Below are 26560 nucleotides of genomic sequence, written 5' to 3'. Positions count from 1 at the left end.
CGGAAATACGAATGGCGCCATTTCCGCGATGACCGCGGAAACGGCGCCATTGTCACCGGGCCAGAGCCCTGTCACCGATCAGTGCCGGTCTGTTCAGGGCTTCGGCGCATCCCATGGCGAGTCCGCGAGCACGGACACCTCGCTGTTCACCGCGTTGTCCTGACCTAAGGCGGCGATCGGCCCGGCGACCACCAGCAATCCGGCGGCGGCGGCCAACGTGACGAGCGTGGTGGCGGCAATCTTCTGCAGACGGAACATGATTTTTCCCCTTGACCCAGTGTGTTTCTCGAATCGCAGTGTTCCTGCTCGAGAACCAGTCAACGACGCCTCGCTTTGCGTTGACATTTCACGGGTTAACCGCCCGCTATCGCCCGTCGATAGCGGATCGATGGAGCGGAAGAAGAGACCTCCGGAAGATTTGCCAGCGTCAGGATGGGCAAGATGGAGAGGCGAGCGCGATGGCCGAGACGGTCCTGCGACTCGACGCAGACGATGTGTGGCGCACTCTCGAGACCCTCGACCCGGTCGCGGTACTCGCCGAGGTCCTGATCAAGCGTGCGATCAACCACCCGGACCAGGACAGGAAGCCCGACTGCCTGCTTGTGCCGTGGGGCGACCGCGAGGGTGAGTACGTCCTCGCCGAGGACCAGTCCCTCGGCCTGAGCTGCGCGATGCCGGCCACGGCGCTGCGGATGGTCCACGCCGCCGCGCTTTCCGCACTCGCCACGCGTGAGCTGCTTCCGCCTGGCGGCATCACGGTCGCGATGCTCGGCACCCGGCACGAGACCCAGTCGCAGCTCGCCATCCTCGTCGAGCACGTGCCCGACATCGTGCACGTCGCCATGCGCATCACCGACAAGACCGAGGCCGGCGAGCTCGAGCCCCGGCTGCTCGACCAGCTCGACCTCGCAGGCATCGGACTGTCCGTGGGGACGAAGCTGGCCGACTCGCTCTTCGGCGCCAACCTGGTGATCGCGGTGAGCGAGGACGCGCTGGTCGACGGCACCGAGCAGGCAGGCGTCAACCAACTGGTGCGCGGCACCGTGCTGGTGAACGCCTCGGGACACGACCTGCCGACCAGTCTGGTCGACCAGGTCGACCAGGTCTACGTCGACGACCTCGCTCTGCTGCCGGAGTACCCCGACCGTCACGTCGTCGCCCGGCACCTGACGCACTCGACCTCCGGCGCGATGTGGGCGGGCGGGCACGCCAGGCCGCCCGAGATCGCGGCGGATCTCGGCCTGCTGCTCGCCGGCTCCCGCCCTGGCCGCGAGCAGCAGGACGACATCGTCGTCGTCGAGCTGCTGAGCACGAACGTGCCGAACACCCCCCTCGCCCACGTGATCGCCAAGACCGCCGTGCGCTGCGGTCTCGGCGAGCGGGTGACGGCATGACCACCTCAGACCGTGGCACCCACGCCGGATGGAGAGTGACCAGCATGGATGACGGGGAACGGGACAGTCAGGACTTAAGGTTCTGCCGGAGCCAGCGACACGGTGGTGTCGCGTCCCGCACCGCCGCGGGCCTCTCGATCTGCACCGAATGCCGGGACGAGGCCGAGGAGAACCTGGTCGAGCTGCCCCAGCTGTACGACATGTGTGCCTACATGCTCGACGTGCCCCGCCAGCAGCCGAGGGAGCGGGTCAGCGGGCACCGGCCGCGCGGCATCGTGCTGCGTGACGCGGTGGTGAGCATCCGGTCGGACATCCTCGGCGTGCTCGCGTCGTGGTGCGGACTGGTGGCGAGCGAGCGCGGAGTCACCGGGCCCGACGAGCTGAGCATCCCCCGCCTGTCGACGTTCGTGCAGATCCACTTCGGGTGGCTCACCGCGCACCCGGCCGGCGCGGACTTCACCGACGAGCTGGCCGCACTGGCCGAACGGGCCCGCGCGGTGCTGACCCCGGACCCCCTCACCGTGATGCCGCTGGGGCCCTGCCCCCGCCCCGGTTGTGGCTGGACCTTGCGCGCCGAGGGGCACCCGCCGAAGCGGATTCTCTGCGAGGCGGGCCACGAGTGGCCGCCGGACCAGTGGCTGCTGCTGCGTGGCGGCAGGCTGGACTCTTCGAGGGAGGGTGGGGAATGACGACCAGTACTCGCCGCACGACGGTGCCCACCCAGCTGGCCGCGATGGCCGCGGGGGTGACCGAGGCGACGATCCGCAAGTGGGCGAGCCGGGGCAGGCTCACCCGTTACGGCACACCGGGCCGGGCCGAGTACGACCTTGCCGAGCTGTACGTCCTGGTCTCCGAGCGTGAGGGCACCAGGGTGACGTAGGCCGAGGGCACCGAAGATGGGGAGAGGGCCATGGGACACGACGGAGCATTGTTCGCCGAATGGGCACCGCGGTGCGGAACGCTGTTCGGCCACCGTCCCGGATACGTCCTCGAATCCGTCTTGACAACAACTCAAGCATCTGTCACGCTTTTTGGCAGCGGAGCTGCGCCCATTTCACGAATGCCCATTCACCTACCTAGGTGAATGGGCATTCGTGTTTTCGGCTCGATCCGGAAGTATCGAGAAGAGGAAACAACATGCGAATCGAAATAAAGGTGCTCGGTCCCCTGGAAGTCGACGTCGGCGAGATTTCCATCGTGCCGACGGCCAGCAAGCCGAGTCAGTTGCTGGCGATTCTGGCACTCAATGCCGGCCGGGTCGTGACAGTGAACTCCCTGACCGACGAGATCTGGGCCAGTAATCCGCCCCGCAGTGTGGTGCCGACCTTACACACCTACATCCTGAAGCTGCGCAGGAACCTGGACATGGCACTGGCCGACCACGGCGACCTGACGTCCAAGGACATCCTGATCACCCGGCGGGCGGGCTACCTGCTGAACGTGGAGCCGACCGCGGTGGACGCGATCCGCTACGAGCGGCTCTCGGCGGCGGGGCGGTCGGCGGTCAACGAGGGCGACCACGAGCGTGCTTCGCGGACACTGGCCGAGGCGCTGCGGCTGTGGCGCGGGCCAGCGCTCTCCGACGTGCCGGTGGGACCGCAGCTCGCGATCGAGGCGCTGCGCCTCGACGAGAACCGGCTCGGCGACCTGCACCTGCGCATCGAGGCGGACCTCAAGCTCGGCCGCCATCACCAGCTGCTCGGCGAGCTCGCGACGCTGTGCGTGCGGCACCCGATGCTGGAGAACTTCTGCGTGCAGCACATGATCGCGCTGTACCGCAGCGGCAGGCAGAGTCAGGCGCTCGCGGCCTACCGCAGGCTGCGCGGCGAGATGGTGGAACAACTGGGGGTCGAGCCGTCGCCACGAGTGCGCCAGCTGCACCACGCGATCCTCTCGGGGCAGGCCTCGGTCGAGGACACGTCGGTCGTGTTCAACGCCTGACGGGCCACGTCAGGTGAGGAGCTGGTTCAGCCCGGCGTAGCCGAGCGCCTCGAGCCGCTTGCCGGAGGTCGCGAAGTAGTCCGCGTCCGCGCGGATCCCGTGCCCCTCGACCATCCGGTTCATGAAGTTGAACAACGCGCACACCATGATCGCGGAGTGCAGTGCGCGCTCGTCCCACCCGGCGGCGAGCACGGCGTCCGCGTCGGCCCGCGTGACCGACGATGGCTCCCTGGTCAGCTTGCCGACGTAGCGCAGGACCGGCCGCATCTTCTCGTCGACCGGCGCCGTGTCGAGGTCGGCGACAGCCGAGGGCGCGGCGCCGGCCTTGATCCCGCAGGCCTCCGCCGTGACGGTGTGCACACCGTGGCAGTAGCCGCAGGCGTTGACGCCCGACACGTACGCGGCGATCAGCTCGCGCTCGCCGGGGGTGAACGGCGACGGGCCGCGCATCACGACCTCGTGGTAGTCGAGCAGCGGCCGGGAGGTCTCCGGGTACGCGCGGAAGACGTCCATCAGCACGGCGTTGTCGGGAAGAGATCGCAGATGTGCCACGGGGATCCTCCTGGGGGTCGGTGCCGGTGGTCAGTGCGGGGTGGAGTCAGTGCCCTGCCGCGGTCTTGTCGATCTCGTCCCGGCGCAGCCAGCAGGCGGCCAGGTACAACCGCTCAGCACGCCCGGCTGCCACGCCGGCTGCGGTGACGGTGTCCACCGCCGTGGACCACAGCTTGCGCAGCGCCGCGGACCGGGTCTCGTTGGCGGGCGCCGCGGCCGCGAGGGGTGCCCGTGCCGCCCGCCACCGCCGCGCGCCATCGGCGAGCGCCGCCGCGAGCGTCCGGTCCGGCCGGGCGTCGTGGCGCAGCTGGTCCACGTACAACATCGTCGTGGCCGGGTCGTCACCGAAGGACGGTGCGACAGCCAGCGCGGCGAGCAGGCGTTCCGGGCCGAGGCCCATCAGCAGCACCCCGAGCTCGGTGTCGGGGTGCTCGTCGACCGAGGGGAGGGAGAACACGGTGTCGTACTCAGACATGCGCTGCCGTCCGGTCGCGCAGCCCGGCGGCCACGCTCGTCGCGATGCGTGCGGTGGCCACCCGGTGGCCGTCGATGTTGCGGCCTGCCGGGCCGAGCACCATGCAGGTCGCCGCGCCCGCGGCGAACACCCTCGGCGCGTTGCGGTAGGCGAGGGTGCGTTCTTCGAGGTCCGGCCAGCCGTCGCGGGCGCCGACCACGGCGTCGGGCAGCAGCCCGTGGCCGATCGACGGGACGGTGCCCAGTGCGAGCCACACGTGCTCGCCCCGCACGGACGTGCCGTCCGCGACAAGAACCTCGCCGTCCCCGACCGCCTCGACCGCCGCGGCGCGGTGCACGGTGAGCCTGCCGTCCGCCTCAGCCTCGGTCAGCGGCGGGCGGAACTCGAACATCACCGACGCGCGCCGCTGGTCGCCCATCAGCCGCAGCCGGTCGGCCCACGGCACGCCGTCGAACCGGGCGCGGCCCTCCGCGCGGAAGAACGACGCGTTCACGTCGGAACACTGGTACCGCTCGGACTCCTCGCGCAGCAGCCACGTCACGTGGCTGCCTCGGCCGAGCGCGTTGTGGATGAGGTGCGCGGACGTCAGCCCGGCACCGACCACGACCTCGCGCCCGGCCTGCCGCGGTCCTGGCTCGTCCCAGTAGCCGACGGCCGCCGGCCGGTCGCCGGGCCACCAGTTGGCCGGGGCGTCGCGTCGTTCCTCGCCCTGGCACAGCACGACGTACCCGGCGGTGATCGTGAACTCCGCCCCGCCCGCGACACCGTGCACGGACACCCGGTCCTGGCCGGGTGCCAGCTCGCGGACCTCGCCCCGCACGAGGCTGCTCCGCACGCCGTGCAGGACCGCGGTGTGGTCGCAGTAGGCCTCGAACACGTCGACCGGCACCACCGAACGGTGCCCGGCCTGCGACATCCGGACCTCTCGCCGCTCGACCTCGGTCAGCAGCGCCCAGTGCGTCCTGGCGAAGTCACGCAGTTCGCAGTCGCGGTAGCCCTCGACACCGGGGTGGTGCTCGTAGGGCGAACGGAGCACCCGTTGCCCGATCCGGTCGATGCGGTCGAGAAAACGGCCTGCCGCGCGGCCGTCCCGGTCGACGATCACCACGTCGCGCACCCCGAGGTGCCACAAAGCCGCCGCGACCGCGAGCCCTGCCGGGCCCGCGCCGACGATGACCACGTCGGCGGCGGACGGCGGGCTCTCCTTCCGCGCCACGGCAGGGACCGGATACGCGGGCCAGTCCCGGTGCCGGGGCGAGGTGAGCAGGTCGGGGTGTGGCAGGAACCTGGTCACCCGATGACCGTGACCGGCACGATCACCTCGATGGTCGGCCGTTGCGGCATGCCGTCGGTGACCATCTGCTGCAACAGTTCCTCGGACCGTTCCGCGCTGTCCGAGGACACCGGGCTGTACCTGGCGTGCGCGTACGCGGGCCTGCGTGCCTCCGTCTCGATCTCGAACACCTTGAGCACGGCCTCGCCGGGGCGGACCTCGCCGTCGAAGAACGTCAGCCTGCGCATGTCGGGGGTGAGGAAGGTCTTGCTGAACTGGCGCGACATCACCAGCGCGTCCCCGCCCTCGACGAAGTGCGTGTCGTCGTCGGTGGTGACCTGCATGGCGACCCAGGTCTGGTCGGTGAGGTTGGTCTCCGACTTGATGATCTGCCAGCGCCCGGGCTCCGGCAGGTTGATGGACACCGACACGTCGTAGTCGACGGCGTCGATGGCCCCAGAGATCATCAACACCCGGCGGCGCACGTCGGCGACCCCCGCCATCTGGATGTCGCGGGCACGGACCCGCCCCGCCACGTCCAACCCCGGTACCTCGAGCGACGACATGAACGAACCTCCCAGACTGACCGGCAGTACTCACCGAGCGAGTGTTCTGTGGATCTCAGGTTCGCACACGACCCGGTATTGCTCAATACTCCCGATCTGTCCTAAAAGGACACCGGAGCGTCAGGCCGCTCCGGTCACCGGCCTGGTCGCGGCCGCGGTGGGCAGGGGCGCGCCATAGGTCACGTCCACACCGCGATCCCTTGCCGCCTTGACGATACCCGGAATCGCCCGCTCGGCGAGCGCGGCGATCGTGAGCGCTGGGTTCACGGTCAGCGCGCTCGGTACCGCGGAACCGTCAGTGACGAAGATGCCGGGGTGGCCGCGCAGTTCGTGGCGGTCGTCCAGTGCGGACGTCGCCGGATCGTCCCCGATCCGGCAGGACGACAACGGGTGCACTGTGTACGCGCCCACCAGGTCGTTCGTCCACGGTGCGACAGTGGCGAGACCGTCCTTTTCGAGGATCTCCTTCGCCGCCGCGTCGGCCTCCGCCCAGCCACGCAGCGTGTTCGGCGTCGGGTCGTAGCGCAGCGGCCCCTTGCCGAGCATCTGCTGGGAGATGCGGTAGGCGTTGCCGGTGGGCGGCGGCGGGCCGAAGACGCCCTCGTTGTCGTCCTCCGTCATGAGGAAGATGGTCAGCCACGACTTCCAGCGCTTGAGCATCTCCTTCTTCTCCTTGCCGAACCAGGCCGGTCCGGACTTGCCTGGCACCTGCGCGAGGATCGTGCCGAGGCCGGGCGGGAAGTAGAGCTGCTCCATGGAGAACCGGGAGTACTCGGGCCTGTCGCCGTTCACGTTGTCCCAGCACGCGACGACGGGGCCCTTGCCGATCTGGTTGGCCTCGTACACCGCGCCGTTCGGCCTGCGCAGGCCGAGCACCTCACCGACGCGCTCCTCGTTGATGATCGCGGTGTTGAGGCGCTCGCCGTTGCCGGAGAAGTACCGGCCGACGCCGTGCGGCATCTCCCCGAGCGCCTCCTCTGAGCGCTGGAGGATCACCGGGGTGGCGGCCGAACCCGCCGCGAGGACAACGATCTTCGCCTCGATCACGCCGCTGCCGGTGCTGACCCGGTAGTCGACCTCGTCGATGTTGTTGTAGTACACGCGGTAGTCGCCGGTGTCGGTGCGCTCGATCTTCTGGACCTCGTGCAGCGGGCGGATCTGCGTGCCGTGCGCGAGTGCGGCAGGCAGGTAGTTGAGCAGCATCGACCGCTTCGCGTCGAACCGGCAGCCGGCCATCATCCAGTTGCAGTTGGTGCACTTGGCGGTGTCGATGCCTACCGGCACCGGGTTCGCGGTGTGCCCCGAATGGTGGCACGCCGCCGCCCACAGGCCGCCCGCGTAGCTGATGTCGTTCCAGTCCTGCTGGCTGACCGGCAGCACCTCCGACACCCGGTCGTACCACGGGTCGAGGGTCTCGCGGCTGATCGCGGCCGGCCACATGCGGCGGCCGATCGACCCCTGCTTCTCGAAGACGTACCGGGGCGCTCTCGGCAGCGCGGCGAAGTAGACGACGCTGCCACCGCCGACGCAGTTCCCGCCGAGGACGCTCATCCCGTCCCCGGCAACGAAGTCGAACACCCGTGTGTAGGACTTGCCGAGGAGGTAGTCGTGATCGAAGTCCTTGCCCTCCAACCAGGGCCCGCGTTCCAGCACAACGACCTTCGCGCCGCCCGCCGCGAGGTGGTAGGCCGCGATCGATCCGCCGAACCCGCTGCCGACGACGAGGACGTCGGTGGTCTCCACTGCGCTCACTGCTGCTCCTCGCAGGCTCCGAGCAACCGCTCACGGGCGCCCTGTGTCATCGATTCGCTAGTGCCCCATCCAGGCGGATACGGCACGATTCTCGACGGCCCCGGCGCCCGCTGGCCGCGTTGCCGAAAGGCCCAAGTACAACCCGGTACGACGACCTTCCGGCGCCTTGCCAGCGAACACCGGGATCCGCCGATAACCACCCCAATCCACCTGGACGGGGCACTAGCCCATCCAGGAAGCTCGCTCATGCCGGGCTCCCGGATTCCGTCGTGTTGGGGTGCCGCTTGGCCAGTTCCTGGCCGTAGCTGAAGTCGGGGAACCGCCACAACCCGTCGCTGTCGGGCTTCGCGAAGCCCATCGCGATCAGGCCGGGATGCCCGTCGGCGATGGCCTCACCCGTGCTGCGGTGCGCGGCGCTGTCGTAGGCCATGTTGGTGAACATCGAGAGCAGCACCCAGCCGCTCTGCTCGGGGTGGCCCGGCGTGGTCAGCGCGTCCACCAGCGCCACCCGGTCCTCGTAGTCCAGCGCGACGAACGGCGGCACGCCTTCGTCGAGCGAGCGGCCGTGCTCCTGCGCGTACGCCGTCGCGTGCCCGTTGAGGGTCTGCGCCAGCGGGCCGAGTCCCGCGGTGATCCCGGTCGCGGGGTCGTTCAGCAACTCGAGCGCACCCGCCTCGACCGCACCCGGATCGTCGCACACACCGGCGATCGCGCGATCGTCCGGACCGCGCTTGACGCCGGGAACGATTGTGTCCGCGAATGCTTCGAGAGTGCTCGTCAGAACCTGGTCGTCAAATTCGGCGCCTGCTGCCACGGCTCCTCCAGTCTGTGCCGCACGCCGGATTGATCGCGGTTCGGAACCGTTCCGGCCACTGACTAATTCTGACGGCAGGACACCGAGGTCGCATCTTCTCCCGTGCCACTACCCTCCGTTCGCCCTCGGGGCGTTCTACCTGCGATATCGAGTGTTCCTGGAGTCATCGTCGACCGCTCTTGAGTCGCCGGTAGTCCAGACATCGAGCAAGGAATGACCACGGTTGCCAGCCAATTTCTACCAGCTTACGGTCAATTCAGCCAAACGTTGAGATAAATCCTTCAATTGATCGGTGCCAGCAATGGACGATTTCATCGTAAAAGCGGTGGAGCGCGTTATCCGCGCCATGCAGGACAATTTGGGAGAACCGATCACCATCGACGACATGGCGCGTACCGCCATGTTCAGCAAGTTCCACTTCTCCCGCATGTTCCAGCGGGTGACCGGGATCTCGCCCGGCCGCTTCCTGTCCGCGCTTCGCCTGCAGGAGGCGAAGCGGCTGCTCCTGACGAGCTCGCTGACGGTGGCGGACATCAGCCACCTGGTCGGCTACAACAGCATCGGCACGTTCAGCTCCCGTTTCCGGATGAGCGTCGGCGTCTCCCCGACGACCTACCGGCAGTTCGGCGGCCTCGTCGCCCCGCTCGACGAGCACCTGCGCCCCGGCAGGCACGGTCACGGCGAGCACTCGGTGGTGCGTGGCCACGTGCACCACGCGGCGGACTCCCGGCCTGGCCACATCCTGATGGGTCTGTTCCCCGACCGGATCGCCCAGGGCATGCCGGTCCGGCACATCACGCTCGCCGAGGCGGGTGCGTTCACCCTCTCCGACGTGCCGGCGGGCAAGTGGTACCTGATCGCACGGTCCGTCGGCGCCGGTTTCGACACGCACGAGGCAGGCGAGGTGTACGTCTCCGCCCTCGGTCCGATCGCGGTCGCCGACGGCAAACCCCTGCGTTCCGTGGACATGTGGCTTCGCCCGAGGCTGATCTTCGACCCGCCCGCGTTGCTGGCCCAGCTCGACGAGACCATGCTGGTCACCGGTGCACGGGCTCCCGACAGGGCTGAGGAGACCGCCCTGCCGGGAGCCTGACCAACGAGTGGGAACGCTCCGTCCAGCACACATGTGCCGGGCGGGGCTTCGTTCTTTTGCTGGTAAGGATCGGGGTACTACGCGGCCTTCGACACGGGCCGCCGGAAGTGGTCCCTGATCCGCTCGCGCCACAGCTCGTAGGCCGGGCTTTCCTCGGTCCCCGCGTCGTCCGCCTCGACCGCTACGGAGGCCGCGACCGTGACCGCGTCCTCCACGGATCCGCCGGTGAGCACCTCGACACCGAGCCGGCTGTGCTCTGGCACGTGCCCGGCCGCGAGCCGTGCGGTGCCCGCGAACGTGGCACCGAGCGCGAGTTCCGCCGCGTGCTCGCCAGCCGCCACGGTCAGGTCGGCGAGGCCGTCGGCGGGGCAGCCGCCCGCGAAGGTGGCGGCGAGCCCGACCCCGCTCCACAGGTCGGCCTGGCGCGCTTGCGGGAACGCGGCGACCGCGGCGGCGACCCGGTCCGGCAGCGCACCGTGGATGAACCACAGCGCACGGCCGACCCCCTGGTCCGCGGCACGGGGGAAGTAGTCGGGCCTGCCGGTCCACGGGTAGGGCTTGAACGGCTGCTGCTCGTCGACCACCTTGCGGGTGTGGAAGTAGGCCCGGTCGAACCCGTAGCCGTCGACGGCGAGCCAGCTCATCGTCGGGAAGAACGGCACGTTCTCGAGGTCGGGCATGATCCCGCGCCACAGCACCCTCGGCAGCCGCGCCATCGCGAAGCCGATGCCGATGTAGGTGAGGAAGATGTGCGGCAGCCCAGGACCCTCCAGCAGTACCTTGGTCCTGGTGCCCTTGCCGCCCGCCATCGCGTCCCGCACCGCGAACGCCATGGCCGCACCCTCGTAGGCGAACCCGCGCAGTTCGGGCGCCACGGTCGCCAGCCGCCGTTCGACGTCCCAGAGCTCGCGGTGCTCGATGCCCCACTCGAAGCCACAGATCACCGACTGCGGGATCGACTCGAGGTGCTCGGCCGCCGGTGCGCTCGCGCCGGGGAAGCCACGCCGCGCGAAGGTCACCGCACGCAGCTTCGGAGTCAGCACCAGTCTGCGCAACGTACCCAGAATGGGGGGCATGTCGGTTCCTCCAGCTCTCTTCTGTCCCTCACACCGGTGCATCCGGAGAGGTCAGCGGGTGATGGCGTCCGGCGCCCAGCCGTTCACCACGAACCTGGGGTCGTCGATGATCGGGTCACCGACGAGCATGGCCTGGTGCAGCATCCGCAGCCGCGGCGACGGGTCGACCCCGAACTGCTCGCGGATGGTCGCCCACATCTGGTGGTAGATCTCGAGCGCCTGCCCCGGCCTGCCGCAGCGGTAGAGCGCGAGCATGTACTGCGCCCGGAAGTTCTCCATGTGCGGGTGCCGCGCGCACAGCGCCGCGAGGTCGCCGAGCAGTTGGTGGTGGCGGCCGAGACAGAAGTCGGCGTCGATGCGCAGCGTGAGGTCGGTCAGCCTGCTCTCCGACAGCCGCGTCGCCTCGATCTCCAGGTGCGGGCCGATGGTCAGGTCCACGAGCAACGGCCCGCGCCACACCGACAACGCGGCCCGGAGCAGCCGTTCCGCGTTCTCGTAGTCGCCCGCCGCGCCCGCAGCGCGTCCGGCCGAGGCCAGCCGCACGTACCGGTCGACGTCCAGCGCCTGCCGGTCGACCCGCAGTACGTAACCCGTGTGCTTGGTCTCCAGGACCTTCCTCGGCTGGTACCGGTCCGCGCCCGACGACGCGCCCGCGATGAACTTTCGCAGCTGCATCACGTAGGTCTGCAGCGTGCTGTTCGCGCTGCGCGGCGCCTTGACACCCCACAGTTCCTCGATGAGCGACGCGGCGGTCACCACCCGGCCCGCGTTGATCGCGAGCACCGCAAGCAAATGGCGTGGTTTGGCCGCCGACGGCACGATCGAGACCCCGTCGATGGTCGCCTCGAATGTTCCCAGAACATCGATCTCAGCTCGCATGGTCAGCTCATTTCACCGGTATACCTCCTGGCAGCGTAAGGCCGTGCGCGGTTTCCACGAATATCCTGGAATGCGCCCACGGCGCTTACATTGTCCCGTCTCCGCCGAACCGCATTCTCGGAGTCGTCGACCCCGTCGACCGGGCGGCCACGTGCTGATCCTTCGCCCACCGCACAAGGAGAGTAGCTACCCGCCGCCTCCACATTGCATGCTGGAATCCGTTAGTCGGGCGGCGAGTCAGCACGGGCGTGACTCCTGTGCGATTTCTGCCTGGCCCTGAAGGCGGTGAACGTGAACAACGAGCGGATCGCCATTGTCGGTGTCGGCCTGCGTTATCCGGATGCGGTTTCGCCGGAAGAGCTCTGGGAGAACGTGCTCGCCGGCCGCGAGGCGTTCCGGCAGCCTGCGCGGGAACCAGGCCGGAGCCACGCCAGCCCGGCCGAGGTGGGTAGCGACGCCGGGCACCGGCTCGCGATGGACACCGCGGCCGCCGCGCTGGCGGACGCCGGTTTCCCCGGCGCGGACGGCCTTCCCCCGGCCACGACCGGCGTGCTCCTCACCGACGGCGAGCCCACGGGCGACAGCACGCGTTCCTCGTCGCTGCAGTCGGTCGTGAGTGCCGCGGAGGTGCTCGCCGACGGCGACCTGGACGTGGCGATCGCGGGCGGCGCGCAGGACGAGGGCTGCGGTGTGGTCGTGCTGATGCGTGAGGCCGACGCACTCGCCCGCCGCCGCCGGATCTACGCCTCGATCACCGGGTGGGGCGTCTGCGCGGGCCACCGGCTCGCGCTGGCCCGCGCCTACGAGCGCGCGAGGTACTGCGTGGCGACCGTCTCCTACTTCGAGGGCCACGACACGGGTACCGCGGTCGAGGAGCTCGCGGCCGCGCGGCGCGCGGCCGACCCCGCGGCACCGCCTGCCGCACTCGGCACGCTCAGCGGCAACGTCGGCCGCCCAAGGGCCTCGGCAGGCGTCGCCGGACTGATCAAGGCGGCGCTCGCGGTGCACCACCAGGTGATCCCGCCGGTCACCGGGCGCCATCCCCGTCCGGTGCAGGCAGGCCGGGACGCACCGGTGTACGTGCCGGACGACGCCGCCCTGTGGCCCGCAGGACTCCCGGTGCGCGCCGGGGTGTCCGCGACCGGTCTCGGCGGCACCACCTCCCACCTCGCGCTGGAGGAGGCGCCGGGGCGCGAACGCCGGACCGGCGTCGGCCGGTGGGCCGCGGCGCTGGTCGCCGGGCGACAGGACACCGACGTGCTGCTGGTCGACGCGCACTCCGCCGCCGAGCTGCTGGCCAGGGTGGCACGGCTCGCCGAAACCGCGGCCGGTCTGTCCACCGCCGGAATCACCGACCTGGCGGGCACACTGGCGATACAGCAGCGCGGCGGCGCCTTCCGCGTCGCGGTGGTCGCCGGTGATCCGGTGACCGCCACGACGCGGCTGTCGCTGGCGGCGGACGCGCTCGCCGATGGCCGCACCACACTGCTTTCCCCCGCCGACGGCGTGTTCCTCGCGCACCGCACCCGCGCACCCCGGATCGCCTACCTGTTCCCCGGCCACGGCGCGGGCCCGGGTCGCGGCGGCGCGCTCCGCCGCCGGTTCCCCGTGGCCGAGCACCTGTTCGGGATGGCACCCGACGGCGATCACCTCGGCGCCGACCTGGTCGTCGCGGGCTCGCTCGCCGGCCTGCGCGTGCTGCACGCGCTCGGCGTCGACGCGGACATCGCGGTGGGGCACGGCATCGGCGAGCTGACCGCGTTGTCATGGAGCGGCGCGCTGGACGGCGGCGACCTGATCCGCATCGCGGGCAGCCGAGGCCGGGCCGATGGCGCGACCGGGGTCGTCTTCTGCGAGCCGCGCAGGCCGGTGGTCTCCACCGTCACCGGCGGGCGGCTGGCCGCCAACGCCGACCCGTGCGCGTCACAGGACCGCGCGGCGGACGAACCGATGCGCTTCCAGGAGGAGGCGGTCGACGCGGTCGCGGGTGCGGATCTGGCGATCGAGGTCGGCCCTGGCCGCGCGCTCTCCGCACACGTCGCACGGGTCGCGCCGGGCACGCCGGTGCTGGCATGCGACACCGACAGCGCGTCGCTGTCGCCCTTGCTCGCCGCCGTTGGCGCGGCCTACGCACTGGGCGCCGCCGTGGACCCGACCCCGCTGTTCGCCGACCGGGTGATCCGGCCGGTCGGCGAAGACGACGAACCACGCTTCCTGCCGGGCCCGGGCAGGACGGCACCGGAGGAACCGGCCGTGCTCTCGAACAACGAGGCGCGGGCCGCGACTCGGGTGACCACAGTCGACAACGTCCCCGACCAGGTGAGTATCACCGTCCTGTCGGGCAGGGAGGACTGACATGGCCGCGTACTACGAGCTCAGCCATACCGTGGGATTCGAGGACACCAACCTCGCGGGCAACGTCTACTACGTGAGCTACCTGCGCTGGCAGGGACGGTGCCGGGAGATGTTCATCCAGGAGGAGGCCCCGGAGCTGCTCGACGATCTCCGAGGGGACCTGAAGTTGTTCACGTTGAAGGCGGAGTGCGAGTTCTTCGCCGAGATCACCGCCTTCGACGTGCTGAGCCTGCGGATGCGGGTGGAGGAACTCACCCAGACGCAGATCGAGTTCACCTTCGACTATGTGAAGATCGCCGACCGGCTGGAGACTCTCGTGGCCAGGGGAAATCAGCGGCTCGCGTGTATGCGCGGCCCCAACGACAACACGGTGCCCTCGCGGGTTCCCGCCGCGCTGCGCGAGGCGCTCGCGCCGTACTCGGGGACCGCGGCACCCGCGCGCCTGCGCGCGACGATGAACCGGGAGTCCCGATGACCGCCCGGCGACGCGAAGCGCAGCCGGGCACCGAGCCGGTGACGGTCCTGCGCACCAGCACTGAGCAGGAGACGACCAAACACGGGCTGCGCGACGTGATGGCCCAGTTCGCGACGGGGATCACGGTCCTCACCGCACGCGGCACGCTGGCCCACGCCATGACGGCCAACGCGTTCACGTCCGTCTCCCTCGACCCGCCGATGGTGCTGTGCTGCGTGGCCCGCACCGCACGCATGCACGAGACGATCCTCGACGCCAACGGGTTCGGCGTGTCGGTGCTCAGCCACGAGCAGGAAGGGCTGGCGCGGTACTTCGCCAGCCGCGGCCGCCCCGGTGGCATGGCGCAGTTCGACCGGATCGACTGGTTCCCAGGGCAGCACACCGGGGTGCCGCTGCTGACCGGCTCCCTCGCCTGGCTCGAGTGCGACCTCGAGGAGGTCTACGAGGGCGGCGACCACTCGATCTTCCTCGGCCTGGTGCGCAGTGCGAGCCGCGGCACCGGCCAGGCGCTGCTGTTCCTCGGCGGCGGCATGCACCAGTACGACCCGCCCGCGGCGCGGTCCGCCTGACCGCTCCGGACGACCACGACGCGGCACACAAGACCCGGGAGAGTTCACCGATGGACACGAAACTGGACGAGGTGGGCACCCCCACATTGCGCGGCGACCGGGCCGCCAACCACGAGTGCTACCGGCAGGTGCGGAGCAACGTGACCCAGTTGCTGACGCAGGCACGGCCGGTCGACGACCCCGTCGTCCCGGCCTGTCCTGAATGGACACTCAGGGGCCTGGTGACGCACCTGGTCGGCGTCGCGGCGATGGCGATCGGCCGGATGTCCGGGTGGCCGTCCGTCCAGCCGTCCTCGTCGGCGGACATGGACATCCCGGAACTGCTTGCGGCATGGGAGCGGCTGGGCAAGGAGGCCGACCTGCTGCTCGCCGACGCGGGCGGCCGCCGGGGCAGCATCCTCGTGATGGACGCGTTCACCCACGAGCTGGACATCCGCTACGCGATCGGTGCCGAGCTGCCACACAGCCACCCCGCGTTCGCGAGCGCGTTCGAGGTGCTCGCCAACGGGTTCGCCGCCGCCGTCAGCGACAACGACCTGCCCGCGCTGTGCCTGTCGACCGGCAGTACACAGTGGACGGTCGGCCATGGCGAGCCATCGGCCACGGTCGTCGCGAGCCGCTACGACCTCTACCGGTCGCTGGCCGGGCGCCGCAGCCACGCACAGATCACCGAACTCGAGTGGACCCGCGACTCGCACCGGTGGCTACCGGCTTTCACTTGGGGCCCTTTCACGCCGCCCGCCGCTCCCGTCGAGCCCGTCGCCGGCCGCCTCCGGCTCTGCTGACACGCCGTCGGCCCCGGCCTCCCCGAAGACGGCGGCGAACCGCTCCGCCGACGCGAGCACCGACGCCCGCGCGGCATCGAGGGCATCGCCCGCACCGACCATCAGCGTGACGGTCTGGCTCTCGAAGCACCGGTCGGCGTCGCACGGGTCGATCAGGTAGCCGCCGAGCTCCAGCTCGACCCCGCCGTGCATGGCGAGCCACATGTGGTGCGCCACCAGCATGGCGTCCTCCGCGCGGAACCGCCCAGACTCGATACAGCGCGCCGCGCACTCGACCACGGGGATGAGGTTGAACCGGCCGTACTGCCGGTCCTCCTCGCTGAGCTCGAAGCCCGCGAGGCCGCGGCCACCGAACATCACCGAGTAGAGGTGCGCGTTCGCGATCGCCGTGCCGCGGTACACGCGCCCGATCATGGCGAGATCCGCGACGGGGTCATCGGAGGACTCCACCCGGGCGAACGCGGCCGCGAGCCTGCCGAAACCCTCATGCACCATCTCACGCACGAGACCGCTCATGCTGCCGAAGTGCGTGTAGACGGCCATCGTCGAGGTGCCTGCCTCCTTGGCTATGCGGCGGCTCGACATCGACTCCGGACCCTCCTGCGCGAGGAGGCGCGCGGAGATCTCGATCAGTTCGGCTCTGGTGGCTGGGTCACGAGGTCTCGGGCTCATATTGACAATGTTACATAACGCCGCTACCTTTGGTAGTACAACATCGTTATAGATCCGTCCCTCGTCGGACCCCTCGAAGCAGGTGCAGTCATGAACGAATCCCGCAGGCAGGACAGCACCGCCCCCGGCACGTCTTTCCGTCTCGAGACCGGGCTCGAAGTCCTCGACGACTGGTCCGAGACCGCGAGTCAGTCGCAGAAGAACGTCATCCACAAGGCGCTGTTCGCGATGGTGGACGGCTCCCTGTTCCGCACCTACCGGGTCATCGACGACTACCAGCGGCCGAACGAGCTGTTCGTCGTCGTCAAGGACGACCTGGTGATGAAGATCCGCGTCAACTGCTTCGACTCGTTCGGCGTCGTCCACATCGGACCGCCCGCCTCCTCGGCCCGCTTCCGTGACAGCGCGGGCTGAGAAGGCTCGCGCCACACACGGCATGCGCGGATAAGACAGTCCGGCCCGTCGCGGTCATCCTGGAAGGGACGAAGCGACAGGCGAGAGGACAAGGCGCGTGACACAGCGAGACGTGATCTCCGACCTGACCGCGGAGGCCGAGGAGTTCGAGGGACTGGTCACCGGGATCGACGAGGCGAGCTGGCAGCTGCCGACCCCGGCACCCGGCTGGTCAGTCGCCCACCAGGTCGCGCACCTTGCCTTCATCTTCCGCCTCGCGGGCACCGCCGCCTCCGACGCGGAGGTCTTCGGCGCCATGGCCGCGCAGGCGGCCGCCGACTTCGAGGGCGCGGTCAACGCGTCACTCGCCGAGTACCTCGGGGACCCGCCGGAGGTGCTGCTGTCGCGCTGGCGCGCCGAGTGCGACACCGCGATCAAGGCACTCGCCGCGGTGCCCGCCGACCAGGTGGTCCCCTGGCTGGTCCGGCCGCTGCCCCCGGCAGTGCTCGCCGCCGCGGGCATGATGGAGCTGTTCGCCCACGGCCAGGACGTCGCCGACGCGCTCGGCGTCACCCGCGAGCGCACCGACCGGCTGTGGTGGATCGCTCTTTTCGTCACCCTCACCTGGGACTTCGGCTACCAGAGCCGTGGACTGACCCCGCCTGCCACGCCGTTCCGGTACGAGCTCACCGCGCCGTCGGGCGACACCTGGACGTTCGGGCCCGCCGAGGCCGAGCAGAAGATCACCGGCCCCGCCGAGGACCTGTGCCTGCTCGCCACCCGGCGCCGCCACCGCGACGACCTCGCGCTCACCGCGACCGGCGCCGATGCCGAGGCGTGGCTGGACATCGCGCAGGCCTACCGCGGCCCGGCCGGCGAAGGCAGGCGCCCTGGCCAGTTCAGGACCTGACGGTGGTTCTGGCCGTCCGAGGCGCGGTCCAGGTCGACCGGGACGACCCGGCCGACATCCTCGCGGCGACCCGGGAGCTGATCACCGAGATCGTTCGCCGCAACGGGATCGACGCGGCGGACCTGATCAGCATCGTGTTCACCCTGACCCCCGACCTGACGAGCTGTTTCCCCGCCACCGCGGCCCGTGACCTCGGACTTGTGGACGTGCCACTGCTGTGCGCCACCGAGGTCGCGGTTCCCGGCGCGCTGCCACGAGTGATCCGGCTGCTCGCCCACGTCGAGAGCGATCGTCCCCGCGCCGCGGTGCGCCACGTGTATCTGCGCGGTGCCACCCGGCTGCGACCGGACCTCGCCGCATAGCAGGAAGGAAAACCCGTGGTCGTCGTCATGCAACCGGGTGTGGAAGCAACGGACGTGGAGGCCGTCGTCGAGCGGGTCGAGGCGGCGGGCGGACAGGCGTTCGTCAGCCGAGGCGTGAGCCGGGTGATCGTCGGCCTGGTCGGCGACGTGGAGACGTTCGCGACGCTCGACCTGGCGGGCATGCCAGGGGTCGCGCAGGTCACGCGCGTGTCCACCGAGTTCAAACTGGTGAGCCGCGAACAACACCCGGACCGTTCTGTGGTGCACGTGCGCGGGGTGCCGGTCGGGCCGGACACGGTCACGCTGATCGCCGGGCCGTGCGCCGTCGAGACGCCCGAGCAGACGCTCGCGGCGGCGCGGATGGCGCAGGCCGCCGGCGCGACCATGTTGCGTGGTGGCGCCTTCAAGCCGAGGACCTCGCCGTACGCGTTCCAGGGGCTTGGCGAGCTCGGCCTGCGGATCCTCGCCGACGTGCGCGAGGAGACCGGGCTGCCGATCGTCACCGAGGTGCTGAGCGCCCACGACGTCGCGATGGTCGCCGAGTACGCGGACATGATGCAGATCGGCACCAGGAACATGCAGAACTTCGCGCTGCTGCAGGCGATCGGCGAGACGAACGTGCCGGTGATGCTCAAGCGCGGGATGAACGCGACCATCCAGGAATGGCTGATGGCCGCGGAGTACATCGCGCAGCGGGGCAACCTCGAGATCGTGCTGTGCGAGCGCGGTATCCGCACCTTCGAGACCGAGACCCGCAACACACTGGACATCTCGGCGGTGCCGGTGGTCCAGCGCCTTTCGCACCTGCCGGTGATCATCGACCCTTCGCACTCCGGCGGCCGCCGGGACCTCGTGCTCCCCCTCAGCCGGGCGGGCCTCGTCGCGGGCGCGGACGGCATCATCGTCGACGTGCACCCGCAACCGGAGCTCGCGCTCTGCGATGGCGCGCAGGCGCTCATCGGCAAGGATCTCGACGAGCTGGCCACGGCCGTCACCGATCTGACCACGTACATGGGGCGCAGTCCCGCACGACGTCGGTACCGCAGCGCCGGCTGACCGACCGCCGCGGCGGCGGGCCTGGTAGGAACGAGCCGTGCGCCACACCACCCGTTCTCCCCTGCCGCAACGCGGCGGGCTCGACGCCGCGCGGCTGCGGCTGCCGGAGGACGGCACGTGGCCCACGGTGCGGGCCTACCTCGTCGAGCGGCTGCCGAGGGTCGACCCGGCCCGCATCGACGCGATGCTGGCCGACGACCGGTTCGTCGGCGCCGACGGCCCGTTCGCGGCCGACGCCCCGTACCTGCCCGGCGGGTTCGTGTGGTTCCACCGCGACCTGCCCGACGAGGTGCCGGTGCCGTTCGAGGTCGGGATCGTGCACGCCGACGACCGGATCGTGGTCGCCGACAAGCCGCACTTCCTGTCGACCATCCCGCGCGGGCAGCACATCGCCGAGACCGCGCTGGTGCGGCTGCGCACCAGCCTTGGCCTCCCGGAGCTCTCGCCCGCGCACCGGCTGGACCGGCCGACCGCCGGGCTCGTGCTGTTCGTGGTGCGGCCCGAGCTGCGCGGCCGGTACCAGACGCTGTTCGCGAAGCGCCGCGTCCACAAGGAGTACGAGGCCATCGCCGCGCACCGGCCGGACCTGGCGCTGCCGACGGTCGTGCGCAGCCGGATCGTCAAGGAGCGCGGGGTGATCACCGCGCAGGAGGTGCCCGGCGAGCCGAACGCGGAGACCCGCGTCGAACTGCTCGCCCACCACGACGGCCTCGCCCGCTACCGCCTCCTGCCCACGACCGGGCGCACCCACCAGCTGCGGCTCCACATGTGCGGCCTCGGCGTCCCCATCCTCGGCGACCCGTTCTACCCGGTACTCGAGGACCGGCCGCTCGACGACTTCACCCGGCCACTGCAGCTGCTCGCGAAGGCACTGGCCTTCGACGACCCGGTCACCGGCGAACCACGCCGCTTCGAAAGCCGCCTGCACCTCGCCACGTGGCCTCCTTCCTCGGTCGGGTAGAGCGTGTCCTTTGGTTGCGCTTTGCCTCCGGCGGCTCCTCGCCGGAGGGGCAGGTCTCCGAGATGGCCTGGGGTTTGGTGGGTTTCTTGCGTTGGGTTCGGGTCTGCCTGCCATGGTGGCGGGCTTTGCGCCCTCGGCCGCCCCTTTCGGGGCATAATTGGTGTTCCGAAAGCCGATTTTGGGACGTTCAACGCCCTGCGTCTTTCGGGGCACTGGGATCGCACCCTGCGGGGGCGGGGTCTAATCCCGGGGAGGTGGACCAGCGCGCAGTTGCGCCAGCCGGGACTCGAGTACCTCGATCACCGGTGCCCGGTTGTCGCCCCGTCGCTCCTCGTCGATCAGGTGCTGGAGTTCGTCGACGCTGAGTGAGCGGACGTTGTCACGCACCGCACCCGTCGGCAGGTCGTCATAGTCGGCGGAGTCGTCGGCGGGGTTCGTCATCTCGGTCTCCCGTGTGTCTGGGTGCGCCCGGTGTCCTCGTGGTCCACGCCACCACGGCCGTCAGGAACCCGTCAAGGTGCGGGCCCTACGCGTCAAGGAGCCGTCAGGCCGCTACCACCGCCCGTGCCGGGGGTGGAGTGTCGCGGTCGGCCGCCAATCCGGGCAGCCCCTGATGTGAGGAGCGGACCAGATGGCCGACGTGGCCTTCGCGGTGCTGCTGATCGCCGGTTTCCTCGTGCTCGCGCTGGCGTTGCGCGGTTTGGAGCGGTTGTGAGCGGCGTGGGTGTGGTGGCGAACGTGGTCGGCGGCGTGCTCGCGCTGCTACTGATCGTCTACCTGTTCGTGGCTCTGATCCTGCCGGAGAAGTTCTGATGTCACCCACCGTGGCGGGCCTGCTTCAGGTCGGCGTACTCATGGTGGCACTCGTCGCGGTGTACAAGCCACTCGGCGACTACATGGCGCGTGTGTTCACCGGCACTAAGCACCTCGCGGTCGAACGGGCCGTCTACCGGGTCGTCCGGGTGAACCCGGACGCCGAGCAGCGGTGGCCGGTCTACGCCGCCGGGGTGCTCGGGTTCTCGCTCGTGTCGATCGTGGTGCTCTACCTGTTGCAGCGGCTGCAACCGTTGCTGCCGTGGGACTTCGGCCGTGGCGCGGTCGACCCCGGCATCGCGTTCAACACGGCGGTCAGTTTCGTGGCCAACACGAACTGGCAGTCGTACGTGCCGGAGGCGGTGATGGGGCACAGCGTGCAGATGTTCGGGCTGACCGTGCAGAACTTCCTGTCCGCCGGTGTCGGGCTCGCCGTGGCGATCGCGCTGGTTCGCGGGTTCACCCGGTCGACGACCGACAGGCTCGGCAACTTCTGGGTGGACCTGACCCGCGGCACCGTGCGGATCCTGCTGCCGATGGCGTTCGTGTTCGCGATCGTGCTGATCGCGCTCGGCGTCGTGCAGAGCCTGCGCTCCGGTGTGGCCGTCACCAACCCGGACGGGTCGTCGAGCACCATCGCGCTCGCGCCCGCCGCGTCGCAGGAGACGATCAAGGAGCTGGGCACCAACGGCGGCGGCATCTTCAACGCCAACTCCGCCCACCCGTTCGAGAACCCGAACGGCTGGACCAACCTCATCGAGATCTTCCTGCTGCTCGTGATCCCCGTCTGTCTGACGAGGACGTTCGGCACGCTGGCCGGCAACCGCAGGCAGGGTTACGCGCTGCTGTCGGTGATGGGTGTGCTGTGGGGCGCGATGCTCGCGGTGATCTGGTGGGCGGAGGCGCACCCGAACGGCCCGGCCGCACTGCTCGCGGGCGGCGCCATGGAGGGCAAGGAACAACGGTTCGGCATCCCGGGGTCGGCGTTGTTCGCCGACAGCACCACCGCCACGTCGACCGGCGCCGTGAACGCCATGCACGACAGCTTCTCCGGGCTCGGTGGTGGCGGCACGATCCTGAACATGCTGTTCGGCGAGATGACGCCGGGCGGGGTCGGGACCGGGCTGTACTCGATCCTGGTGATGGCGATCATCGCGGTGTTCCTCGCCGGGCTGATGGTCGGCCGCACCCCGGAGTACCTCGGCAAGAAGCTGGGGCGCCGCGAGATCACCGCGTCCGCCATCGCGATCCTCGCGATGCCGACCGTGCTGCTGCTCGGCGTCGGCGCGGCGATCATGCTGCCCGGCACGTCGGAGGCGATGAACAACTCGGGCAGCCACGGCTTCAGCGAGGTCCTCTACGCCTACACGTCGGCGTCGAACAACAACGGCAGCGCGTTCGCCGGGATCACCGTCACGAACGGCTGGTTCCAGTCCACCTTGGGCATCTGCATGCTGTTCGGCAGGCTCATCCCGATCCTGGCGGTGCTGTGCCTCGCCGGATCCCTTGCCGCACAGAGGAAGGTGCCCGCGACGGCGGGCACGCTGCCCACCACCGGCCCGCTGTTCGCCACGCTGCTGGGTGGCACCGTGGTGCTCGTCGCGGCACTCACCTTCGTCCCCGCACTCGCTCTCGGCCCGATCGCAGAGGCACTGGCATGACCACCACCACTGACCGGCCTCCGCTGGCGGCACCGCAGCACCACACCGGGAAGGCGGGCCGGGTCGGCGGCGGGGCGTTCAGTCCGCGCCAGCTCCTCGTGTCGTTCCCGGACGCACTGCGCAAGCTCGACCCGCGACACCAGGTCCGCAACCCGGTGATGTTCGTCGTGTGGGCGGGTTCCGTGCTCACCACGGTCTTCGCGATCGGCGAGCCGACCGTGTTCACGGTTCTCGTCGCCGTGTGGCTGTGGTTCACCGTCCTGTTCGCGAACCTGGCAGAGGCGGTCGCGGAGGGCAGGGGCAAGGCACAGGCGGAGACGTTGCGCCGCACCAAGAAGGAGACGATGGCGCGGCGGCTGGCGGCCGACGGCACCGAGGAGCCGGTGCCCGGTGCTGAGCTGCGCGTCGGCGACCGGGTGGTGGTCGAGGCGGGCGAGGTGATCCCCGGCGACGGCGACGTCGTCGAGGGCATCGCGACCGTGGACGAGTCGGCCATCACCGGCGAGTCCGCGCCCGTGATCCGCGAGTCGGGTGGCGACTTCTCCTCGGTCACCGGCGGCACCACCGTGCTGTCCGACCGGATCGTGGTGCGGATCGCGACCAGACCCGGCGAGTCCTTCGTGGACCGGATGATCGCGCTCGTCGAGGGCGCGCAACGGAAGAAGACACCGAACGAGATCGCGCTGACGATCCTGCTGTCCACGCTGACGATCATCTTTCTGCTCGCCGTCGTGTCGCTGCAGCCGATCGCCAGCTACTCCGGCAGCACGCAGTCGGTGATCGTGCTGACCGCGCTGCTCGTCTGCCTCATCCCGACCACGATCGGCGCGCTGCTGTCCGCGATCGGCATCGCGGGCATGGACCGCCTCGTGCAGCGGGGCGTGCTCGCCACCTCCGGCCGCGCGGTCGAGGCCGCCGGTGACGTGTCGACGCTGCTGCTCGACAAGACCGGCACGATCACCTTCGGCAACCGGCAGGCCACCGAGCTGATCCCCGTCGATAAGTCCACAATGGACTCTCTGCGGGCAGCGGCGCGGCTGGCGAGCCTTGCCGACGACACCCCGGAGGGCCGCAGCGTCCTCGAGCTGTGCGGTGGCCCGGTCACGGTGGCGGAACCACACGTGTTCGTGCCGTTCACCGCGCAGACCCGGATGAGTGGCGTGGACATCGGCACGCGGCACATCCGCAAGGGCGCGGCGAGCGCGTTCGAGACCACCGAGGAGGTGCGGCGGGTCGCCGACGGGATCAGCGCGGCGGGCGGCACTCCGCTCGTGGTCGCGGAGAACGACACGGTGCTCGGCGTCATCCGGCTGTCGGACGTGGTGAAGCCCGCCATGAAGGAGCGGTTCGCGCGGCTGCGCGGGATGGGCATCAGGACCGTCATGATCACCGGCGACAACCCGTTGACCGCGAGGGCGATCGCCGCCGAGTCCGGTGTGGACGACTACCTCGCGGAGGCCAGGCCCGAGGACAAGATGGCGCTGATCCGCGCGGAACAGGAGGGCGGGCGGCTCGTCGCGATGACCGGCGACGGCACCAACGACGCGCCAGCACTCGCCCAGTCCGACGTCGGCGTCGCGATGAACTCGGGGACCATGGCGGCCAAGGAGGCCGGGAACATGGTCGACCTGGACTCCGACCCGACCAAGCTGATCGAGATCGTGGAGATCGGCAAGCAGCTGCTGATCACCAGAGGCGCGCTGACCACGTTCAGCGTGGCCAACGACCTCGCGAAGTACTTCGCGATCCTGCCGGCCATGTTCGCGGGGATCTACCCGCAGCTGGACAAGCTGAACATCATGCACCTGCACTCGCCGTCCTCGGCGATCACCTCGGCGGTGGTCTTCAACGCGCTGGTCATCGTGGCGCTGATCCCGCTGGCGCTGCGCGGGGTGCGCTACCGGCCGTCGACCGCGGCCACGCTGCTGCGGCGCAACCTGCTCGTCTACGGGCTGGGCGGCGTCGTCACGCCGTTCGCGGGCATCTGGCTCATCGACCTCGTCGTCCGACTCGTCCCGGGAATGTGACCACCGTGAACTCGCTGCTGAAACAAAGCCTTGCCGGTCTCCGGGTGCTGATCGTGCTGACGGTGCTCACCGGGGTGCTCTACCCGTTCGGGGTCTGGCTGGTGAGCAGGCTCCCGGGCCTGCAGGCCAACGCGGAGGGCTCCGTGGTCACCGTGGACGGCACCGCCGCCGGGTCGGACCTGATCGGCATCGACCCGGTCGCGGCCGACCCCGCGCACGACCCGTGGTTCCACAACCGGCCATCGGCGGTCGCGCTGGACCTCGACGGGGACGGGTCGCCGGACGTGCTCGGCCCGGCCGACCCGTCGACCTCCGGCGGGTCCAACAAGGGCGCGTTCGACGAGGACCTGGCCGCGACCATCCAGCTGCGCAAGGACATCATCGCCGAGCGCGAGGGCGTCGCCCCGGCACGGGTGCCCGCCGACGCGGTCACCGCGTCCGCGTCCGGGCTCGACCCGATGATCAGCCCGGCCTATGCCGACCTGCAGGTGCCGAGGGTCGCCCGGGAGAACGGGCTGTCCGACGAGCGGGTGCGGCGGCTGGTCGCCGAGCACACCGGTGGCCGCGGCCTCGGCGTCGTCGGCGAACCCGGTGTGCACGTGCTCGGGCTCAACCTGGCGGTGCTGGCGGCGAGCAGGTCGTAGCATGGGCGCCATGCACGGTCTCGGCGAACTGGAAGCCGCGGTGATGGACGTGCTGTGGCGTGCGCCCGGCCCGATGAAGGTCCGCGACGTGCTGGACCACCTCGACCGGACGCTCGCCTACACGACCGTGATGACCGTGCTCGACAACCTGCACCGCAAGCAGTGGGTCGAGCGGGAACTGCGGGGCAAGGCCTACCTGTACCGGGCGAGGACGACCCGCGAGGAGGCCGCGGCCAGGGCGCTGCGCGAGGTGCTTGACGCCTCCGGTGACCCGCACGCGGTGCTGATGCACTTCGTGGCGTCGGGCTCCGAGGAGGAGACCGACATCCTGCGCAGTGCGCTGCGCAAGAAGCGGCGCACGTGATCCCCGCACTCACGATCCTCGCGAGCGCGGCCGCGGCGGGCTGGCTCGTCCCGCTGCTCCTGCTGCGGTTCGACATGCGCCGCCGTGATCCGGCCCCGGTCATCGTGGCGTGGCTCCTGTCGATGACCGGGGTCGTGCTCACCGCCGCGACCGGGGTGGCGCTGTTGCTGCTCCCCGGGCACGGCGGGTCGGTCCTCGCGCTGCTGCACCACTGCTGGCATGTCATCCAGCACGGGTCGCCGCCCGAGGTCGAGGTGCTCACCGGGCTGCTGGGGGTCGCACTGCTGTGCGCACTGGCCGTCCGGGTGCTCGTCGTGTTCGCCAGCGGCGCGCGAGCGCGGGCCCGCAAACGCCAGGAGAGCTACGACGTGCTCCGGCTCGCGGGCCGGGCACAGGACGGGCCGCCGGACGTGTTGTGGCTGCCGCACGGCACGCCGCTGGCGTTCAGCATGGCGGGCAGGCCGGGCGTCGTCGTGGCGACCGACGGACTGACGGCGCACCTGGGTGAGACCGAGGTGGCCGCGGTGTTCGCGCACGAGCGGGCGCACCTCGCCGGGCGGCACCACCTGCTGGTCGCCGTCGTCGACGCGCTGCGGGTCACGCTGCCGTTCGTGCCGCTGTTCCGCGCCGCGCCACGCGCGATCCGCGACCTGGTGGAGCTGGCCGCCGACGTCGCGGCGGTGCGGGCGTGCGGGCCA

31 protein-coding genes are annotated in these 26560 nt (G+C 70.3%); 20 read left to right on the top strand and 11 right to left on the bottom strand.

Going from position 1 to position 26560, the window contains the following annotated elements:
- Positions 1–93: 93 nt before the first annotated feature.
- Complete coding sequence (locus WBA97_RS27295; RefSeq protein ID WP_424233791.1) at positions 94–258, bottom strand: hypothetical protein; 165 nt, start codon at positions 256–258, stop codon at positions 94–96.
- 200 nt (positions 259–458) lie between these two features.
- Between WBA97_RS27295 and WBA97_RS27290 the strand changes: the two genes are divergently transcribed.
- From WBA97_RS27290 to WBA97_RS27275, 4 genes are all read left to right on the top strand, one after another.
- On the top strand, positions 459–1394 hold the full coding sequence (locus WBA97_RS27290) for a hypothetical protein (protein WP_424233790.1): 936 nt from the start codon (positions 459–461) through the stop codon (positions 1392–1394).
- A 44-nt stretch (positions 1395–1438) separates the two neighbouring features.
- Positions 1439–2083, top strand: coding sequence for a hypothetical protein (locus tag WBA97_RS27285; protein WP_424233789.1), 645 nt, complete (start codon positions 1439–1441; stop codon positions 2081–2083).
- A complete protein-coding gene (locus WBA97_RS27280) occupies positions 2080–2274 on the top strand; it encodes a transcriptional regulator (RefSeq protein ID WP_424233788.1) in 195 nt (64 codons plus the stop codon). The genes WBA97_RS27285 and WBA97_RS27280 overlap by 4 nt, the downstream gene beginning before the upstream one ends.
- A gap of 257 nt (positions 2275–2531) precedes the next feature.
- A complete protein-coding gene (locus WBA97_RS27275) occupies positions 2532–3335 on the top strand; it encodes an AfsR/SARP family transcriptional regulator (protein ID WP_424233787.1) in 804 nt (267 codons plus the stop codon).
- A 9-nt stretch (positions 3336–3344) separates the two neighbouring features.
- On the opposite strand, the gene WBA97_RS27270 is transcribed toward WBA97_RS27275, so the two are convergent.
- The 6 genes from WBA97_RS27270 to WBA97_RS27245 all read right to left on the bottom strand — a co-directional run bounded on the left by WBA97_RS27270 (position 3345) and on the right by WBA97_RS27245 (position 8767).
- Positions 3345–3887, bottom strand: coding sequence for a carboxymuconolactone decarboxylase family protein (locus WBA97_RS27270; RefSeq protein ID WP_424233786.1), 543 nt, complete (start codon positions 3885–3887; stop codon positions 3345–3347).
- Between the two features lie 46 nt (positions 3888–3933).
- The gene (locus tag WBA97_RS27265; RefSeq protein ID WP_424233785.1) at positions 3934–4362 is read right to left on the bottom strand and encodes a DUF6187 family protein; all 429 of its coding nucleotides are present in this window, start codon (positions 4360–4362) and stop codon (positions 3934–3936) included.
- Complete coding sequence (locus tag WBA97_RS27260) at positions 4355–5656, bottom strand: FAD-dependent oxidoreductase (protein ID WP_424233784.1); 1302 nt, start codon at positions 5654–5656, stop codon at positions 4355–4357. Before WBA97_RS27260 ends, WBA97_RS27265 begins: the two co-directional genes overlap by 8 nt.
- Positions 5653–6138 carry a DUF6423 family protein gene (locus tag WBA97_RS27255; RefSeq protein ID WP_424233839.1) on the bottom strand — a complete coding sequence of 162 codons (486 nt, stop codon included), beginning with the start codon at positions 6136–6138 and terminating at the stop codon, positions 5653–5655. The genes WBA97_RS27260 and WBA97_RS27255 overlap by 4 nt, the downstream gene beginning before the upstream one ends.
- 183 nt (positions 6139–6321) lie before the next feature.
- On the bottom strand, positions 6322–7953 hold the full coding sequence (locus WBA97_RS27250; RefSeq protein ID WP_424233783.1) for a GMC family oxidoreductase N-terminal domain-containing protein: 1632 nt from the start codon (positions 7951–7953) through the stop codon (positions 6322–6324).
- Positions 7954–8197: 244 nt separating this feature from the next.
- Positions 8198–8767, bottom strand: coding sequence for a DUF5987 family protein (locus WBA97_RS27245; RefSeq protein ID WP_424233782.1), 570 nt, complete (start codon positions 8765–8767; stop codon positions 8198–8200).
- A gap of 325 nt (positions 8768–9092) precedes the next feature.
- Between WBA97_RS27245 and WBA97_RS27240 the strand changes: the two genes are divergently transcribed.
- Positions 9093–9860, top strand: a complete 768-nt coding sequence (locus tag WBA97_RS27240) for a helix-turn-helix domain-containing protein (RefSeq protein ID WP_424233781.1) — start codon at positions 9093–9095, stop codon at positions 9858–9860.
- Between the two features lie 77 nt (positions 9861–9937).
- Here WBA97_RS27240 and WBA97_RS27235 read toward each other — a convergent pair whose 3' ends face one another.
- Entirely contained in the window at positions 9938–10936 is a 999-nt protein-coding gene (locus WBA97_RS27235; RefSeq protein WP_424233780.1) for a DUF1702 family protein, read from the bottom strand.
- 51 nt (positions 10937–10987) lie between these two features.
- The gene (locus WBA97_RS27230) at positions 10988–11815 is read right to left on the bottom strand and encodes an AfsR/SARP family transcriptional regulator (protein ID WP_424233779.1); all 828 of its coding nucleotides are present in this window, start codon (positions 11813–11815) and stop codon (positions 10988–10990) included.
- Between the two features lie 291 nt (positions 11816–12106).
- Here WBA97_RS27230 and WBA97_RS27225 point away from each other — a divergent pair, with 291 nt between their 5' ends.
- The 4 genes from WBA97_RS27225 to WBA97_RS27210 are packed head-to-tail and all read left to right on the top strand — an operon-like array spanning position 12107 to position 15999.
- Positions 12107–14170: a beta-ketoacyl synthase N-terminal-like domain-containing protein gene (locus WBA97_RS27225; protein WP_424233778.1), complete on the top strand. Its 2064-nt coding sequence runs from the start codon at positions 12107–12109 to the stop codon at positions 14168–14170.
- 1 nt (position 14171) lies between these two features.
- Complete coding sequence (locus WBA97_RS27220; RefSeq protein ID WP_424233777.1) at positions 14172–14645, top strand: acyl-CoA thioesterase; 474 nt, start codon at positions 14172–14174, stop codon at positions 14643–14645.
- Positions 14642–15214: a flavin reductase family protein gene (locus tag WBA97_RS27215; RefSeq protein WP_424233776.1), complete on the top strand. Its 573-nt coding sequence runs from the start codon at positions 14642–14644 to the stop codon at positions 15212–15214. Before WBA97_RS27220 ends, WBA97_RS27215 begins: the two co-directional genes overlap by 4 nt.
- Positions 15215–15264: 50 nt before the next feature.
- Positions 15265–15999, top strand: coding sequence for a maleylpyruvate isomerase family mycothiol-dependent enzyme (locus WBA97_RS27210; RefSeq protein WP_424233775.1), 735 nt, complete (start codon positions 15265–15267; stop codon positions 15997–15999).
- Here the strand turns inward: WBA97_RS27210 and WBA97_RS27205 are convergent.
- On the bottom strand, positions 15919–16671 hold the full coding sequence (locus WBA97_RS27205) for a TetR/AcrR family transcriptional regulator (RefSeq protein WP_424233774.1): 753 nt from the start codon (positions 16669–16671) through the stop codon (positions 15919–15921). The two genes, WBA97_RS27210 and WBA97_RS27205, sit on opposite strands and share 81 nt — an antisense overlap.
- A 90-nt stretch (positions 16672–16761) precedes the next feature.
- Between WBA97_RS27205 and WBA97_RS27200 the strand changes: the two genes are divergently transcribed.
- The 5 genes from WBA97_RS27200 (at position 16762) to WBA97_RS27180 (ending at position 20353) form a co-directional block, all read left to right on the top strand.
- Positions 16762–17085, top strand: a complete 324-nt coding sequence (locus WBA97_RS27200; protein ID WP_424233773.1) for a DUF6235 family protein — start codon at positions 16762–16764, stop codon at positions 17083–17085.
- Between the two features lie 97 nt (positions 17086–17182).
- Entirely contained in the window at positions 17183–17974 is a 792-nt protein-coding gene (locus WBA97_RS27195) for a TIGR03084 family metal-binding protein (RefSeq protein ID WP_424233772.1), read from the top strand.
- A gap of 2 nt (positions 17975–17976) precedes the next feature.
- Positions 17977–18336, top strand: a complete 360-nt coding sequence (aroH, locus tag WBA97_RS27190) for a chorismate mutase (RefSeq protein ID WP_424233771.1) — start codon at positions 17977–17979, stop codon at positions 18334–18336.
- A 15-nt stretch (positions 18337–18351) separates the two neighbouring features.
- A complete protein-coding gene (gene aroF, locus WBA97_RS27185; RefSeq protein WP_424233770.1) occupies positions 18352–19392 on the top strand; it encodes a 3-deoxy-7-phosphoheptulonate synthase in 1041 nt (346 codons plus the stop codon).
- A gap of 37 nt (positions 19393–19429) precedes the next feature.
- A complete protein-coding gene (locus WBA97_RS27180; protein ID WP_424233769.1) occupies positions 19430–20353 on the top strand; it encodes an RluA family pseudouridine synthase in 924 nt (307 codons plus the stop codon).
- A gap of 240 nt (positions 20354–20593) precedes the next feature.
- On the opposite strand, the gene WBA97_RS27175 is transcribed toward WBA97_RS27180, so the two are convergent.
- A complete protein-coding gene (locus WBA97_RS27175; protein ID WP_424233768.1) occupies positions 20594–20794 on the bottom strand; it encodes a hypothetical protein in 201 nt (66 codons plus the stop codon).
- 270 nt (positions 20795–21064) lie between these two features.
- Between WBA97_RS27175 and kdpF the strand changes: the two genes are divergently transcribed.
- The 6 genes from kdpF to WBA97_RS27145 all read left to right on the top strand — a co-directional run.
- Positions 21065–21166 carry a K(+)-transporting ATPase subunit F gene (gene kdpF / locus WBA97_RS27170; RefSeq protein ID WP_424233767.1) on the top strand — a complete coding sequence of 34 codons (102 nt, stop codon included), beginning with the start codon at positions 21065–21067 and terminating at the stop codon, positions 21164–21166.
- Complete coding sequence (kdpA, locus tag WBA97_RS27165; protein WP_424233766.1) at positions 21166–22827, top strand: potassium-transporting ATPase subunit KdpA; 1662 nt, start codon at positions 21166–21168, stop codon at positions 22825–22827. The genes kdpF and kdpA overlap by 1 nt, the downstream gene beginning before the upstream one ends.
- The gene (gene kdpB / locus WBA97_RS27160; protein WP_424233765.1) at positions 22824–24854 is read left to right on the top strand and encodes a potassium-transporting ATPase subunit KdpB; all 2031 of its coding nucleotides are present in this window, start codon (positions 22824–22826) and stop codon (positions 24852–24854) included. The genes kdpA and kdpB overlap by 4 nt, the downstream gene beginning before the upstream one ends.
- A 5-nt stretch (positions 24855–24859) precedes the next feature.
- Complete coding sequence (locus tag WBA97_RS27155; protein WP_424233764.1) at positions 24860–25498, top strand: potassium-transporting ATPase subunit C; 639 nt, start codon at positions 24860–24862, stop codon at positions 25496–25498.
- A gap of 10 nt (positions 25499–25508) precedes the next feature.
- Positions 25509–25862, top strand: coding sequence for a BlaI/MecI/CopY family transcriptional regulator (locus WBA97_RS27150; RefSeq protein ID WP_424233763.1), 354 nt, complete (start codon positions 25509–25511; stop codon positions 25860–25862).
- The coding region (locus WBA97_RS27145) for a M56 family metallopeptidase (RefSeq protein ID WP_424233762.1) at positions 25859–26560 on the top strand (702 nt) is incomplete at its 3' end. The genes WBA97_RS27150 and WBA97_RS27145, both read left to right, overlap by 4 nt.

Origin of the sequence: Actinophytocola sp. (assembly GCF_049647105.1) — a bacterium.
Classification (GTDB): Bacteria; Actinomycetota; Actinomycetes; order Mycobacteriales; family Pseudonocardiaceae; genus Actinophytocola.
The sequence above is the reverse complement of the archived record's forward strand: the minus strand, read 5'-3'. Positions and strand labels throughout refer to the sequence as shown.

Excerpts from the sequence above, each read along its gene's own strand:
- WBA97_RS27295 (WP_424233791.1), bottom strand. The coding sequence starts at position 258 with ATGTTCCGTCTGCAGAAGATTGCCGCCACCACGCTCGTCACGTTGGCC.
- WBA97_RS27290 (WP_424233790.1), top strand. The coding sequence starts at position 459 with ATGGCCGAGACGGTCCTGCGACTCGACGCAGACGATGTGTGGCGCACT.
- WBA97_RS27285 (WP_424233789.1), top strand. The coding sequence starts at position 1,439 with ATGGATGACGGGGAACGGGACAGTCAGGACTTAAGGTTCTGCCGGAGC.
- WBA97_RS27280 (WP_424233788.1), top strand. The coding sequence starts at position 2,080 with ATGACGACCAGTACTCGCCGCACGACGGTGCCCACCCAGCTGGCCGCG.
- WBA97_RS27275 (WP_424233787.1), top strand. The coding sequence starts at position 2,532 with ATGCGAATCGAAATAAAGGTGCTCGGTCCCCTGGAAGTCGACGTCGGC.
- WBA97_RS27265 (WP_424233785.1), bottom strand. The coding sequence starts at position 4,362 with ATGTCTGAGTACGACACCGTGTTCTCCCTCCCCTCGGTCGACGAGCAC.
- WBA97_RS27255 (WP_424233839.1), bottom strand. The coding sequence starts at position 6,138 with ATGGCGGGGGTCGCCGACGTGCGCCGCCGGGTGTTGATGATCTCTGGG.
- WBA97_RS27235 (WP_424233780.1), bottom strand. The coding sequence starts at position 10,936 with ATGCCCCCCATTCTGGGTACGTTGCGCAGACTGGTGCTGACTCCGAAG.
- WBA97_RS27230 (WP_424233779.1), bottom strand. The coding sequence starts at position 11,815 with ATGCGAGCTGAGATCGATGTTCTGGGAACATTCGAGGCGACCATCGAC.
- WBA97_RS27220 (WP_424233777.1), top strand. The coding sequence starts at position 14,172 with ATGGCCGCGTACTACGAGCTCAGCCATACCGTGGGATTCGAGGACACC.
- WBA97_RS27215 (WP_424233776.1), top strand. The coding sequence starts at position 14,642 with ATGACCGCCCGGCGACGCGAAGCGCAGCCGGGCACCGAGCCGGTGACG.
- WBA97_RS27210 (WP_424233775.1), top strand. The coding sequence starts at position 15,265 with ATGGACACGAAACTGGACGAGGTGGGCACCCCCACATTGCGCGGCGAC.
- WBA97_RS27205 (WP_424233774.1), bottom strand. The coding sequence starts at position 16,671 with ATGAGCCCGAGACCTCGTGACCCAGCCACCAGAGCCGAACTGATCGAG.
- WBA97_RS27200 (WP_424233773.1), top strand. The coding sequence starts at position 16,762 with ATGAACGAATCCCGCAGGCAGGACAGCACCGCCCCCGGCACGTCTTTC.
- WBA97_RS27175 (WP_424233768.1), bottom strand. The coding sequence starts at position 20,794 with ATGACGAACCCCGCCGACGACTCCGCCGACTATGACGACCTGCCGACG.
- kdpA (WP_424233766.1), top strand. The coding sequence starts at position 21,166 with ATGTCACCCACCGTGGCGGGCCTGCTTCAGGTCGGCGTACTCATGGTG.
- kdpB (WP_424233765.1), top strand. The coding sequence starts at position 22,824 with ATGACCACCACCACTGACCGGCCTCCGCTGGCGGCACCGCAGCACCAC.
- WBA97_RS27150 (WP_424233763.1), top strand. The coding sequence starts at position 25,509 with ATGCACGGTCTCGGCGAACTGGAAGCCGCGGTGATGGACGTGCTGTGG.